General features: G+C 52.4%; 12 protein-coding genes. 3 read left to right on the forward strand and 9 right to left on the reverse strand.

Annotated elements, in window-relative coordinates; all coding sequences use genetic code 11:
* The first annotated feature begins 126 nt into the window (after positions 1-126).
* The gene (gene ygfZ, locus A1WG_RS16885; protein ID WP_000886070.1) at positions 127-1,107 is read left to right on the forward strand and encodes a tRNA-modifying protein YgfZ; all 981 of its coding nucleotides are present in this window, start codon (positions 127-129) and stop codon (positions 1,105-1,107) included.
* 146 nt (positions 1,108-1,253) lie between these two features.
* Here the strand turns inward: ygfZ and trhA are convergent, their stop codons facing one another.
* Together trhA and yqfB are read right to left on the reverse strand one after the other, a co-directional pair.
* A complete protein-coding gene (gene trhA / locus A1WG_RS16880) occupies positions 1,254-1,913 on the reverse strand; it encodes a PAQR family membrane homeostasis protein TrhA (protein ID WP_001517030.1) in 660 nt (219 codons plus the stop codon).
* 162 nt (positions 1,914-2,075) lie between these two features.
* Positions 2,076-2,387, reverse strand: coding sequence for a N(4)-acetylcytidine aminohydrolase (gene yqfB, locus A1WG_RS16875; RefSeq protein ID WP_001182960.1), 312 nt, complete (start codon positions 2,385-2,387; stop codon positions 2,076-2,078).
* Between the two features lie 44 nt (positions 2,388-2,431).
* Between yqfB and bglA the strand changes: the two genes are divergently transcribed.
* Positions 2,432-3,865 (forward strand): 6-phospho-beta-glucosidase BglA, encoded by a 1,434-nt coding sequence (gene bglA, locus A1WG_RS16870; RefSeq protein ID WP_001517031.1) that lies wholly within the window; start codon positions 2,432-2,434, stop codon positions 3,863-3,865.
* Positions 3,866-4,028: 163 nt separating this feature from the next.
* Here the strand turns inward: bglA and gcvP are convergent, their stop codons facing one another.
* The 3 genes from gcvP to gcvT form a co-directional block, all read right to left on the reverse strand.
* Positions 4,029-6,902, reverse strand: coding sequence for an aminomethyl-transferring glycine dehydrogenase (gcvP, locus tag A1WG_RS16865; protein ID WP_001517032.1), 2,874 nt, complete (start codon positions 6,900-6,902; stop codon positions 4,029-4,031).
* A gap of 118 nt (positions 6,903-7,020) precedes the next feature.
* Entirely contained in the window at positions 7,021-7,410 is a 390-nt protein-coding gene (gene gcvH / locus A1WG_RS16860) for a glycine cleavage system protein GcvH (protein ID WP_000073211.1), read from the reverse strand.
* A gap of 23 nt (positions 7,411-7,433) precedes the next feature.
* The gene (gcvT, locus tag A1WG_RS16855; protein ID WP_001517033.1) at positions 7,434-8,528 is read right to left on the reverse strand and encodes a glycine cleavage system aminomethyltransferase GcvT; all 1,095 of its coding nucleotides are present in this window, start codon (positions 8,526-8,528) and stop codon (positions 7,434-7,436) included.
* 290 nt (positions 8,529-8,818) lie between these two features.
* On the opposite strand from gcvT, the gene A1WG_RS24485 reads away from it, so the two are divergent.
* Entirely contained in the window at positions 8,819-8,902 is an 84-nt protein-coding gene (locus tag A1WG_RS24485; RefSeq protein WP_122983120.1) for a hypothetical protein, read from the forward strand.
* Between the two features lie 73 nt (positions 8,903-8,975).
* Here the strand turns inward: A1WG_RS24485 and ubiI are convergent, their stop codons facing one another.
* Genes ubiI through ygfB form a run of 4 tightly spaced genes read right to left on the reverse strand, consistent with a single transcriptional unit; the run spans position 8,976 to position 13,305 of the window.
* The gene (ubiI, locus tag A1WG_RS16850) at positions 8,976-10,178 is read right to left on the reverse strand and encodes an FAD-dependent 2-octaprenylphenol hydroxylase (RefSeq protein WP_001517034.1); all 1,203 of its coding nucleotides are present in this window, start codon (positions 10,176-10,178) and stop codon (positions 8,976-8,978) included.
* Positions 10,179-10,200: 22 nt separating this feature from the next.
* On the reverse strand, positions 10,201-11,379 hold the full coding sequence (gene ubiH, locus A1WG_RS16845) for a 2-octaprenyl-6-methoxyphenyl hydroxylase (protein WP_001517035.1): 1,179 nt from the start codon (positions 11,377-11,379) through the stop codon (positions 10,201-10,203).
* A complete protein-coding gene (gene pepP, locus A1WG_RS16840; protein ID WP_001290085.1) occupies positions 11,376-12,701 on the reverse strand; it encodes a Xaa-Pro aminopeptidase in 1,326 nt (441 codons plus the stop codon). The genes ubiH and pepP overlap by 4 nt, the downstream gene beginning before the upstream one ends.
* A gap of 25 nt (positions 12,702-12,726) precedes the next feature.
* Positions 12,727-13,305 (reverse strand): UPF0149 family protein YgfB, encoded by a 579-nt coding sequence (gene ygfB, locus A1WG_RS16835; protein ID WP_001517036.1) that lies wholly within the window; start codon positions 13,303-13,305, stop codon positions 12,727-12,729.
* Between the last annotated feature and the right edge of the window lie 71 nt (positions 13,306-13,376).

The following is a 13,376-nucleotide window of genomic DNA, read 5'->3' on the forward strand; positions in this document are numbered from 1 at the left end:
TTTTTTGGAAGTCATCTCGCAAAGCGAATCAGAAGGCACGGATCGCGTAGTGAAAGCACTTGCAATGCCCCATAGCTCTTTTACCATTAGTCATTAATTACGCCGTTTGTAAAACAGGACTCCATTATGGCTTTTACACCTTTTCCTCCCCGTCAGCCCACGGCTTCTGCCCGTTTACCGCTGACGTTGATGACGCTTGATGATTGGGCGCTTGCCACCATTACCGGCGCAGATAGCGAAAAATATATGCAGGGCCAGGTAACGGCAGATGTCAGCCAGATGACCGAAGACCAGCATCTGCTTGCCGCGCACTGCGATGCCAAAGGTAAGATGTGGAGCAATTTACGTCTGTTCCGCGACGGCGACGGTTTTGCCTGGATTGAACGTCGCAGCGTGCGCGACAACCAGCTTACCGAACTGAAAAAATATGCGGTCTTCTCTAAAGTGACTATCGTCCCGGACGATGAACGTGTACTGCTCGGTGTTGCCGGGTTCCAGGCGCGCGCCGCGTTAGCGAATCTTTTCAGTGAGCTGCCGACTCAGGAAAAACAGGTAGTCAGAGAAGGCGCGACAACCCTACTTTGGTTTGAACATCCGGCAGAGCGTTTTCTGATCGTCACCGATGAAGCCACCGCCAATATGCTGACCGATAAACTTCGCGGTGAAGCGGAGTTGAACAATAGCCAACAGTGGCTGGCGTTGAATATTGAAGCGGGTTTCCCGGTGATTGACGCGGCCAACAGTGGGCAGTTTATCCCACAAGCGACGAATATTCAGGCGCTGGGTGGGATCAGCTTTAAGAAGGGTTGCTACACCGGACAAGAGATGGTGGCACGAGCTAAATTCCGCGGGGCCAACAAACGTGCACTCTGGTTGCTGGCGGGTAGTGCCAGTCGTGTGCCGGAAGTGGGTGAAGACTTAGAACTGAAAATGGGCGAGAACTGGCGTCGTACCGGAACCGTACTGGCGGCGGTAAAACTGGACGATGGTCATGTCGTGGTTCAGGTAGTCATGAATAACGATATGGAGCCGGACAGCATCTTCCGCGTTCGTGACGATGCGAATACGCTGCATATCGAGCCGCTACCTTATTCGCTGGAAGAGTAAATCTCTGTATCGCTCCTGGCATCTATTGCCTGATGCGGCGCTGACACGTCTTATCAGGCATGGGAGTGGGTATCTGTTTTCACAATGGGCACGCTACCCGTAAGCCGGATAAGGCGTTTTCGCCGTATCCGGCGGTTGTGCGCCAATTACGCCTGCCCAATATACAAATAGATCGCCAGGAAATGGCACACGCTGCCGCCGAGCACAAATCCGTGCCAGATGGCATGGTTGTATGGGATGCGTTTGCAGACGTAGAAAATTACGCCAAGCGAGTAAACCACGCCGCCTACCGCCAGTAAGGTAACGCTGCCCGCCGCGAGCTTCACTGCCATTTCATAAATAACCACCAGCGACAACCAGCCCATAGCCAGATAGGTCACCAGCGATAATATTTTAAATCGGTGCGCGATGGTCAGCTTGAACAGAATCCCCAGCAGCGCCATGCTCCAGATAACAATCATCAGCCCGCGCGCCAGCGGTGAATCCAGCCCCACCAGCAAAAAAGGTGTGTAAGTTCCGGCAATCAACAGATAAATGGCGCAGTGGTCAAATTTCTTCAGCCACATTTTTGCCCGTTGATGGGGAATAGCGTGATACAGCGTCGAGGCCAGAAACAGCAGGATCATACTACCGCCATAGAGGCTATAACTGGTTATCGCCGTGGCGCTGGCGTTGAGATCAACAGCCTGAACCAGTAGTAACACCAGCCCGACAATGCCAAACACCAGTCCGATACCATGACTGACACTATTGGCAATTTCCTCTGCCAGCGAATATCCCTGTTTAGAGAGGGGCTTCTGAACCATAACTTACTCCGGAGAACGTCCACGCGCGTGATTGCAACTCCAGCGTAACTGAGAATAGTTCCAGTGAACACCTGTTAGCTAAAATAAATTCTGATTTGAGAGTAATCTCCGAAAAATCATGAAATTAAATATAAAGTTTCAGCTAACAGGCGTTAGTTCAACTTAAAGGCATTTAAATTCAATTACATAAAACTGCGTCTGACCGGGATAGATGTCAGCAATGACCTTTTTCAGTTCAGCCAGAGTCATATTTTCCTGTTGCGCATGTTTTTCTGTGAGAGTATCCAGCGTCACTGTTGAAGTTGCGGTGACTTCAATAGTGCAAAAATAGCCATCATCTTCAAAGCGCCCGACGCGAAGTACATCGCCCGTTTTAAAGTGCGATTCAGATTCGTCACGGATGGTGATGGTTTTACGCCCAGCCAGAATGTCATCCTGGAAACGTTGAAAAAAAGTGATGTCGTTTGGCTGCATGGTAATATTTCCTGTAAGAATTGACTCATTTGGAGCCTATGATAGTGAAAAAACTCACCTTACCGAAAGATTTCTTATGGGGCGGCGCAGTTGCCGCCCATCAGGTCGAAGGCGGCTGGAACAAAGGCGGCAAAGGGCCAAGCATTTGTGACGTTCTGACCGGCGGCGCACACGGCGTACCGCGCGAAATCACCAAAGAAGTCTTGCCAGGCAAATACTATCCGAACCATGAAGCGGTAGATTTTTATGGTCACTATAAGGAAGACATCAAGCTGTTTGCCGAAATGGGCTTCAAATGTTTTCGTACTTCCATCGCCTGGACGCGCATTTTCCCGAAAGGCGATGAAGCCCAGCCTAATGAAGAAGGGCTGAAGTTTTACGACGCCCTGTTCGATGAACTGCTGAAATACAACATTGAACCGGTGATCACCCTTTCTCACTTTGAAATGCCGCTACATCTGGTGCAGCAATACGGCAGTTGGACCAACCGTAAGGTGGTTGATTTCTTTGTACGTTTTGCTGAAGTGGTGTTTGAACGCTATAAGCACAAAGTCAAATACTGGATGACCTTCAACGAGATTAACAACCAGCGTAACTGGCGCGCACCGCTGTTTGGCTATTGCTGCTCTGGCGTGGTTTATACCGAACATGAAAATCCAGAAGAGACGATGTACCAGGTGCTGCATCATCAGTTTGTTGCCAGCGCCCTGGCGGTGAAAGCGGCACGTCGCATCAACCCGGAGATGAAAGTCGGTTGTATGCTGGCAATGGTGCCACTTTATCCTTACTCCTGTAACCCGGACGATGTGATGTTCGCCCAGGAATCGATGCGCGAACGTTATGTCTTTACCGATGTGCAACTGCGCGGCTATTACCCGTCCTATGTGTTGAACGAGTGGGAGCGTCGCGGATTTAACATCAAAATGGAAGATGGCGATCTGAATGTACTGCGCGAAGGCACCTGCGATTATCTCGGCTTCAGCTATTACATGACCAACGCGGTAAAAGCCGAAGGCGGCACCGGTGATGCGATTTCTGGTTTCGAAGGCAGCGTGCCGAACCCATATGTGAAAGCCTCTGACTGGGGCTGGCAGATTGATCCGGTGGGTCTGCGTTACGCGCTCTGCGAACTGTATGAGCGTTATCAGAAGCCTCTATTTATCGTCGAAAACGGTTTTGGCGCTTACGATAAAGTAGAAGAGGACGGCAGCATCAACGATGACTACCGCATTGATTACCTGCGCGCCCACATTGAAGAGATGAAAAAAGCGGTGACTTACGATGGCGTCGATCTGATGGGCTACACGCCGTGGGGCTGCATCGACTGCGTATCATTCACCACCGGGCAGTACAGCAAACGCTACGGTTTTATCTATGTGAATAAGCATGACGACGGTACTGGTGATATGTCGCGTTCACGTAAGAAGAGCTTTAACTGGTACAAAGAGGTGATCGCCAGCAACGGCGAGAAACTTTAATTAGCCGATGTGCCTGATGCGCCCCGCTCATCAGGCCTGGAGCTCCTGTCATATATTGAACTCCAAGATTTTGTATTTACGCTTCATCCGACACACAAAGCGCACCTTATTAACAAACTAAAAAGGCGCCGAAGCGCCTTTAGAAGATAGTCAAATCAGTTAATTACTGATATTCGCTAATCGGTACGCAGGAACAGAACAGGTTACGGTCACCGTAAACATCGTCCAGACGTTTCACCGTCGGCCAGTATTTGTCTGCCACGCCTGCCGGGAACACCGCAATTTCACGGCTGTACGGATGCCCCCACTCAGCAACCAGTTCGTTCTGAATGTGCGGCGCGTTTACCAACGGGTTATCTTCCAGCGGCCAGACTCCGGCTTTCACCTGGTCAATTTCCGCACGGATAGCCAGCATCGCGTCAATAAAGCGATCCAGTTCCACTTTGCTTTCGGATTCAGTCGGTTCCACCATCAGCGTCCCCGCAACCGGGAATGACATTGTCGGCGCGTGGAAACCGTAGTCGATCAGACGTTTGGCTATATCCAGCTCACTGATGCCGGTTTCTTCTTTCAGCTGACGAATATCGAGAATACATTCGTGCGCCACGCGACCATCGCGACCGGTATACAGCACCGGGAAGGCATCCTGCAGGCGGCTGGCAATATAGTTGGCGTTAAGAATTGCTACCTGGCTTGCTTTTTTAAGCCCTTCTGCGCCCATCATGCGAATGTACATCCAACTGATTGGCAGAATGGATGCACTACCGAACGGTGCCGCAGAAACCGCGCCCTGACGGGTTAACATGCCTTCGATTTGTACCACGCTATGACCCGGCACAAACGGTGCCAGATGCGATTTCACGCCGATCGGCCCCATACCCGGGCCGCCACCGCCGTGCGGAATACAGAAAGTTTTATGCAGGTTGAGGTGCGAAACGTCCGCACCAATAAAGCCCGGTGAAGTGATGCCGACCTGGGCGTTCATGTTTGCGCCATCAAGGTAAACCTGACCGCCAAACTGATGCACGATTTCACACACTTCACGGATTGTTTCTTCGTACACACCGTGGGTGGATGGATAAGTCACCATGATGCAGGAGAGATTATCGCCAGCCTGTTCCGCTTTCGCGCGCAGGTCAGTCAAATCGATATTGCCGTTTTTATCACATGCCACGACCACCACCTGCATTCCCGCCATATGCGCAGAAGCTGGGTTAGTCCCGTGGGCAGATGCCGGGATCAGGCAGATATCACGATGCCCTTCGTTGCGGCTTTCATGGTAATGACGAATCGCCAGCAGGCCCGCGTATTCACCCTGAGCACCGGAGTTCGGCTGCATACAGACGGTGTCATAACCAGTCAGTTTGACCAGCCAGTCAGCCAGTTGCGCAATCATCTGCTGATAACCTTCGGCCTGCTCCGGTGGGCAGAACGGGTGCAGTTCAGCAAACTCCGGCCAGGTGATCGGGATCATCTCGGCGGCGGCGTTCAGTTTCATGGTGCAGGAACCCAGCGGGATCATCGCCTGATTCAGCGCCAGATCTTTACGCTCCAGCGAATGCATATAGCGCATCATTTCGGTTTCGCTGTGGTAGCGATTAAATACCGGGTGCGTCAGGATTTCATCGTCGCGCAACATTACAGGCTGGATAGAGCGGCTGTCGTGAGCCACGTCTTTGTCCAGCGTGTCGATATCCAGCCCGTGATTATCGCCCAGCAGCACGCTGAAAAGCTGCATCACGTTTTCACGCGTCGTGGTTTCATCAAGGGTGATCCCCACGGCGTTCAGAATGTCGCTACGCAGGTTGATTTCAGCCGCTTCGGCACGCGCCAGCACGCCTGCTTTGTCGGCTACGTCTACACACAACGTGTCGAAATAGTACGCATGGCGCAGCTTCAGACCTTTTTGTTGCAAGCCAGCAGCCAGAATATCGGTCAGACGATGAATGCGGTTAGCGATGCGTTTCAGGCCAACCGGACCGTGATAAACGGCATACAGGCTGGCGATGTTTGCCAGCAGTACCTGGGAAGTACAAATGTTGGAGTTCGCTTTCTCGCGGCGAATATGTTGTTCGCGAGTCTGCATCGCCATTCGCAGCGCGGTATTGCCTGCGGCATCTTTCGATACACCAATAATACGGCCCGGCATAGAACGTTTATATTCATCTTTCGCCGCAAAGAAGGCCGCGTGCGGGCCACCGTAGCCCATCGGCACACCGAAGCGTTGCGCCGAACCAAAGACAATATCCGCGCCCTGTTTGCCCGGTGCAGTAAGCAGCACCAGTGCCATAATGTCAGCGGCAACACTGACCACAATTTTGCGTGATTTCAGTTCGCTGATAAGCGTTGTGTAATCGTGGATTTCACCGGTAGTGCCAACCTGCTGTAACAGCACGCCGAACACTTCCTGATGATCGAGCACTTTTTGCGCGTCATCGACAATCACTTCAAAACCAAAGGTTTCTGCACGGGTGCGAACCACATCCAGCGTTTGCGGATGAACGTCAGAAGCAACGAAGAAGCGATTGGCATTTTTCAGTTTGCTGACGCGTTTAGCCATCGCCATTGCTTCAGCGGCAGCGGTAGCTTCGTCCAGCAGAGACGCCGAAGCCATATCCAGCCCGGTCAGATCCAACGTTACCTGCTGGAAGTTGAGCAGGGCTTCGAGGCGGCCCTGGGAGACTTCAGGCTGATACGGGGTATACGCGGTATACCAGCCCGGATTTTCCAGCATGTTGCGCAGAATAACCGGCGGCAACTGCACGGCGGTGTAACCCATGCCGATGTAAGACGTGAAGCGTTTATTGCGACTGGCAATAGCCTTGAGTTCCACCAGCGCGGCGTATTCGGTCGCCGGTGCGCCAACCTGCGGCGGGGTCGCAAGCTGAATATCTTTCGGCACAATCTGGCCGATCAGCGCGTTTAACGATTGTGCGCCAACGGCATTCAGCATTTCTTGCTGTTGCGCGGCGTCCGGTCCGATATGGCGTTCAATAAAAGCGCCGCTGTTTTCAAGCTGGCTTAACGTCTGTGTCATGAGCGATGGTTCCTGAAACGTGCAGTGAATTGTGAACCTCCCTTCTTGCGAAGAGAGTAAGGGTGAGGCGTAAATTTTCCTCACCCTGCCCCTCTCCCAAAGAAGAGGGATAAAGCCGTTACTCGTCTTCTAACAATGCTTCGTATGCGGTGGCGTCCAGCAGTGATTCCAGTTCGCTTTCATCGCTGGCTTTGATTTTAAAGATCCAGCCGCCAGTGTATGGCTCGCTGTTTACCAGTTCCGGGGAGTCGCTCAGTGCGTCGTTCACCGCTACGATTTCACCACTTACTGGCGCATAAATGTCTGACGCCGCTTTTACTGATTCGGCAACCGCGCAGTCATCGCCCGCGCTTACCGTTGCGCCCACTTCCGGCAGGTCAACAAACACCATATCGCCTAACAGTTCCTGAGCATGCTCGGTGATGCCAACGGTGTAAGTGCCGTCAGCTTCTTTACGCAGCCATTCGTGTTCTTTGCTGTATTTCAGTTCTGCTGGTACGTTGCTCATCAATCAATCTCCAAAAAAGTAAATCACGCGACGGCTTTGCCGTTACGCACAAAAACAGGTTTAGTCACTTTTACCGGCATTTCACGGTTGCGAATTTGCACAATCGCCGTTTCGCCAATGCCTTCCGGCACACGCGCCAGCGCAATGCTGTAACCCAGCGTTGGGGAGAAAGTCCCGCTGGTAATAATGCCTTCATGCTGATTACCCTGCGCGTCGGTAAAACGCACCGGCAGTTCATTACGCAGCACACCTTTTTCGGTCATCACCAGACCAACCAGTTTCTCTGTGCCATGTTCACGCTGCACTTCCAGTGCTTCACGACCGATGAAGTCACGGTCAGTCGGTTCCCAGGCGATGGTCCAGCCCATGTTGGCTGCCAGCGGCGAGATGGTTTCGTCCATCTCCTGACCATAAAGATTCATGCCCGCTTCCAGACGCAGCGTATCACGCGCACCCAGACCGCATGGCTTAACGCCCGCTTCCACCAGCGCACGCCAGAAATCTGCTGCTTTTTCATTTGGCAGCGCAATTTCATAGCCCGCTTCGCCGGTATAACCGGTGGTGGCAATAAACAGATCGCCCGCCTGCACGCCAAAGAACGGCTTCATGCCTTCCACCGCCTGACGCTGGGCGTCATTAAACAGTGTGGCAGCTTTTACCTGAGCATTCGGCCCTTGTACGGCAATCATGGAAAGGTCATCACGAACGGTAATTTCAATGCCGAAGGGTTCAGCGTGTTGGGTTATCCAGGAGAGGTCTTTTTCGCGGGTGGCGGAGTTAACAACGAGGCGGAAGAAATCTTCAGTGAAGTAGTAAACGATCAGGTCATCTATCACTCCGCCAGAGGCATTCAACATCCCGGAGTAGAGCGCTTTGCCACTTTTGGTGAGCTTCGCCACATCGTTCGCCAGCAGATAACGCAGAAACTCCCGGGTGCGGCTGCCGCGGAGATCGACGATGGTCATATGCGACACATCAAACATTCCGGCATCGGTTCGTACCGCATGATGTTCGTCGATTTGCGAACCGTAATGCAGCGGCATCATCCAGCCATGGAAATCCACCATGCGTGCGCCGCAAAGCGTGTGTTGTTCGTACAAAGGAGTCTGTTGTGCCATCTTGTCCTCATTGAATAAGCGGGGCTGACAACTTTTTCACAGTGAAATTATCACCACGAAACCCAGCATCGGAGCCACTCCCGGTCCCCAACGCAATCGTTCTCTTTTCTCTGAACTTACCACCGAAATAGACGGTTAACCATAAGGTAAAATTGATCATCACATTAGCTTATGGTTAAAAAACGCAAAAATCTCAACAGAATAAAAAACCAAAAAATGATTTTATTTTTATATAAATACAATGCATTAAGAAATTGAATTTGGATAAAGCAATATTAAGAACTGAAAATATGTCAAAAATCACTAAATCAAAAAATCGTAACATTAGAAAATATAATGCGAAATTGAAGGTGAAATTAGTTTATTTCAAATGAGGAAAATCTCCCGACAGAAAAACCGGGAGATTAAAGTGTGATGGGTATCAAATAAACAACAGAGGAGAAATTTTTAACGCAACCATTCAGGCAAATCATTTAACCCCATTGCCTGACGAATAAGCTGCGGCTTAACGCCAGGCAGCGTGTCGGCCAGTTTCAAACCAATATCGCGCAGCAGTTTTTTCGCCGGATTAGCTCCGGAAAAGAGATCGCGGAATCCTTGCATACTTGCCAGCATCAGCGCCGCACTGTGCTTGCGGCTGCGTTCATAGCGACGCAAGTAAATGTACTGCCCGATGTCTTTGCCCTGACGGTGCAGACGTTTCAGTTCGGCAATCAGCTCTGCGGCATCCATAAAGCCGAGATTCACCCCCTGCCCCGCCAGCGGGTGAATGGTATGTGCGGCGTCGCCCACCAACGCCAGACGGTGAGCGGCAAACTGGCGGGCATAACGCCCCGTCAACGGGAACACCTGACGCTCGCTCTCAACCTTGCATAAGCCCAGGCGATTATCAAAAGCGATATTTAATGCGCGATTAAATTCATCTTCGCTCGCCTGCTGCATCCGCTGCGCCTCCTGAGGAGGTAATGACCAGACAATCGAGCAAAGATGCGGATCGCTCAGCGGCAAAAAAGCCAGAATGCCTTCACCGTGGAAAACCTGGCGCGCCACCGCTTCATGTGGTTCTTCAGTACGAATGGTCGCTACCAGCGCGTGATGCTGATAATCCCAGAAAGTCAGCGGGATATCGGCTTTGTTGCGCAGCCAGGAATTTGCCCCGTCCGCGCCAATCACCAGACGCGCCGTTAACATGCTGCCGTCTTTCAGCGTCAGGAAGGTTTCGTTTTCCCCCCAGGCGACCTGCTGTAATTCTGCAGGGGCAAACAGGGTGATCTCTGACGACTGTTGCGCTTTGTTCCACAGCGCGTAGTGAATCACTGCGTTTTCAACAATATGCCCAAGATGGCTATAGCCCATGCTTTGATCGTCAAAAGAGATGTGACCAAAACTGTCTTTATCCCACACTTCCATACCGTGATAGCAACTGGCTCTACGGGAGAGAATGTCCTGCCAGATGCCAAGACGGGTGAGTAATTTTTCGCTGGCGGCATTGATAGCCGAAACGCGCAGTTGTGGTGGTGCATCCGCCGCCAGAGGTTCCGGTACACGCTGTTCCAGTACGGCGACGCGTAAGCCGCTCCCCTGTAAGCCGCAGGCAACCGCCAGCCCCACCATGCCGCCGCCAACAATGGCTACATCAACACTTTGCATTGTTTATTCCTTAAAACCGCCTTCAACGCGCCACCCAACCGAGGGTGCGCTGCGTCAGCACATCGCGTGCCGGAGTGAATAATTCCATCGCCATCAGCCCGAGGTTGCGCCCGACAACCAGCGGCACCCAACGGTTGGCAAAAAGATGCACCAGACTGTCCGTAACGCCGATAGTCGCTTCGCGATCGCTCTGCCGACGCTGCTGGTAGCGGCACAATACGCCGTAATCACCAATGTCTTCACCACGTTCTTGCGCCTGAGTCAGGGTTTCTGCAAGGCTCATAACATCACGCATACCGAGGTTAAATCCTTGTCCGGCAATCGGATGCAGGGTTTGCGCTGCATTACCCACCAGCACGGTGCGATGGGTAATGGGTTTAGCGGCGCGGGTTAACGCCAGCGGATAAGCACTGCGTTTACCGGCGTGGGTAATTTGCCCCAGACGCCAGCCAAAAGCGGACTGGAGTTCACGGCAAAACGTCTCGTCGCTCCACGCCATGACCTCATCGCCCCGTTCCAGCGGGTGACACCAGACCAGCGAACAACGTCCGCCAGACATCGGCAACATCGCCAGCGGGCCATATTGCGTAAAGCGCTCAAAAGCACGACCTTCATGCGCAACAGAGGTAGCAACATTAGCAATCACTGCCAGTTGTTCGTAAGGCTCTTGCTGCCAGTCAACGCCGCTGGTGGTCGCTAATGCTGAATGCGTACCATCAGCCGCAACCAGCACACGCCCCGTCAGCGTCTCGCCACTCTCCAGCGTTACGGCAACGTTATCCTGAGTACGAGAAACGTTAGCAACGCGATCCGGACAGTGCAGCGTCACGCCAGGCGCTTTGCGCAACAATGTAAACAGCCGTTGCCCGACATTGTGCAACTCAACAACCTGCCCCAGTGCCGCCAGTTGATAATCTTCTGCGGCGAGGGTGACGAATCCAGCATGACCGCAATCGCTGACATGAACAGTGGTGATGGCAGTTGCGCAATCAGCCAGAGATTGCCAGACACCGATGCGCGCCAGTTGCTGGCAGGTGCCCGCCGCCAGCGCAATAGCTCGGCCATCAAAGCCAGGATGAACATGTGATTCCGGTGCCGTCGCTTCAATCAGATGTACCGGCAGCGCCCCGTGACTTAACCGGGAAATAGCCAGCGCCAGCGTCGCGCCAGCCATGCCGCCACCGACGATGATTACGCTCATTGCTTTCTCGCGGCCGCCATCAATGCTTCGATTTCTTCCGGCTTTTTCACCACGCTGGCGGTGAGGTTTTCGTTACCGGTTTCAGTAATCACAATATCGTCTTCAATACGAATGCCGATACCGCGATATTGTTCCGGCACATCTGCATCCGGCGCGATATACAGCCCCGGCTCTACGGTCAAAGCCATACCCGGTTCAAGAATGCGCGAGCGATCCTGACCATAAACACCCACATCATGAACATCCAGACCTAACCAGTGGCTAAGGCCATGCATAAAGAAAGGACGATGGGCATTTTGGGCGATCAGTTCATCGACGTCACCTTTCAGGATCCCCAGTTTTACCAGGCCGCTAATCATGATACGCACCACTTCACCCGTGACTTCCTGAATGGAGGTTCCCGGACGATACAGGCGCAAACTGGTTTCAAGAGACTCCAGCACAATGTCGTAGATTTCACGCTGTGCCTGAGTGAATTTGCCATTGACCGGGAAGGTGCGGGTAATATCGCCAGCGTAACCTTTATATTCACACCCCGCGTCAATCAACACCAGGTCGCCGTCGCGCAGTTCACACTCGTTTTCGGTGTAATGCAAAATGCAGCCATTTTCACCGCTGCCGACAATGGTGTTGTAGGAAGGATAACGTGCGCCGTGGCGGTTAAATTCGTGGTGAATTTCGCCTTCCAGATGGTACTCAAACATTCCTGGACGGCATTTTTCCATCGCCCGAGTGTGCGCCAGTGCGGTGATTTCACCAGCGCGGCGAAGTACGGCAATCTCTTCTGGCGATTTGAACAGGCGCATTTCATGAACAACAGGGCGCCAGTCGATCATCGTTGCCGGAGCGGTGAGATTTTGCCGCGAGCCTTTACGCAGTTTTTCCAGTGCACTGTTCACGATTTCATCAGCATACGCATATTCGCCCTGGGCATGGTAAACCACATCCAGACCGTTAAGTAGTTGATAAAGTTGCTGATTGATTTCGCTGAACGCCAGTGCGCGGTCAACGCCTAGTTTTTCCGGTGCGGCATCTTGCCCCAGGCGACGGCCAAACCAGATCTCTGCCGTCAGGTCGCGAACGCGGTTAAACAGAACGCTGTGGTTATGAGTGTCATCGCTTTTAATCAGCACCAGCACTGCTTCTGGCTCATTAAAGCCAGTGAAGTACCAGAAGTCGCTGTTTTGACGATAGGGATATTCGCTGTCGGCGCTACGGGTCACTTCTGGCGCTGCGAAAATCAGCGCGGCGCTGGCTGGTTGCATTTGCGCCAGTAAAGCCTGGCGGCGGCGCTGAAATTCTTGCTGAGATATCTCACTCATAACACTCTCCTTACGTTTTTTGTTTTTAGTGTAGAGTCGGCTTTTGTACTTCTGGCGCGGTCGGTTGCGGATGGGTAAAGGTGTCGTGACATAACAGCGCAGCAACACGAACGTATTCAATGATCTCTTCGAGGGACATTTCCAGCTCTTCCTGATCTTCGTCTTCGTCGTAGCCCAGTTGTGCAATGTTACGCAAATCGTCAATAGCTTCACCGGTTTCACCGGTCACTTTGTCGAGCTTCGGTTGTGTGACGCCAAGACCAAGCAGGAAGTGATTTACCCAGCCTGCCAGTGCATCAGCGCGATCGAAAACGCTGACATCATCGCCATCAGGCAGATAAAGCTGAAAAAGGAAGCCGTCATCTTGCAGGGCATCGCTGGTAGCAGAGTGCATTTTACGCAATGCCTGTGCCAGCTCATGACCGAAAGCCATGCCTTCGTTCGTCAGGTCATGAAGCAGCGGCAGCCATGAGCTGTCATCATTGCCACCGCAAAGCATCCCGCTGATTAAACCATGCATTTCAGCAGGGGTCAGACCTGTCCCTTGTTGGTTCAGATACTGGTTCATCTCGTTGTAACCAGGCATTTCGTTCTGTATAGACATAAGCATTCGACATCAAAGGGAGGAAGATTCATGATATGCTATCACTTTGGACCCTGGTGAACCAGAAAAGG

The sequence above is a fragment of the Escherichia sp. KTE96 genome (assembly GCF_000408525.1).
Taxonomy (GTDB): domain Bacteria; phylum Pseudomonadota; class Gammaproteobacteria; order Enterobacterales; family Enterobacteriaceae; genus Escherichia; species Escherichia marmotae.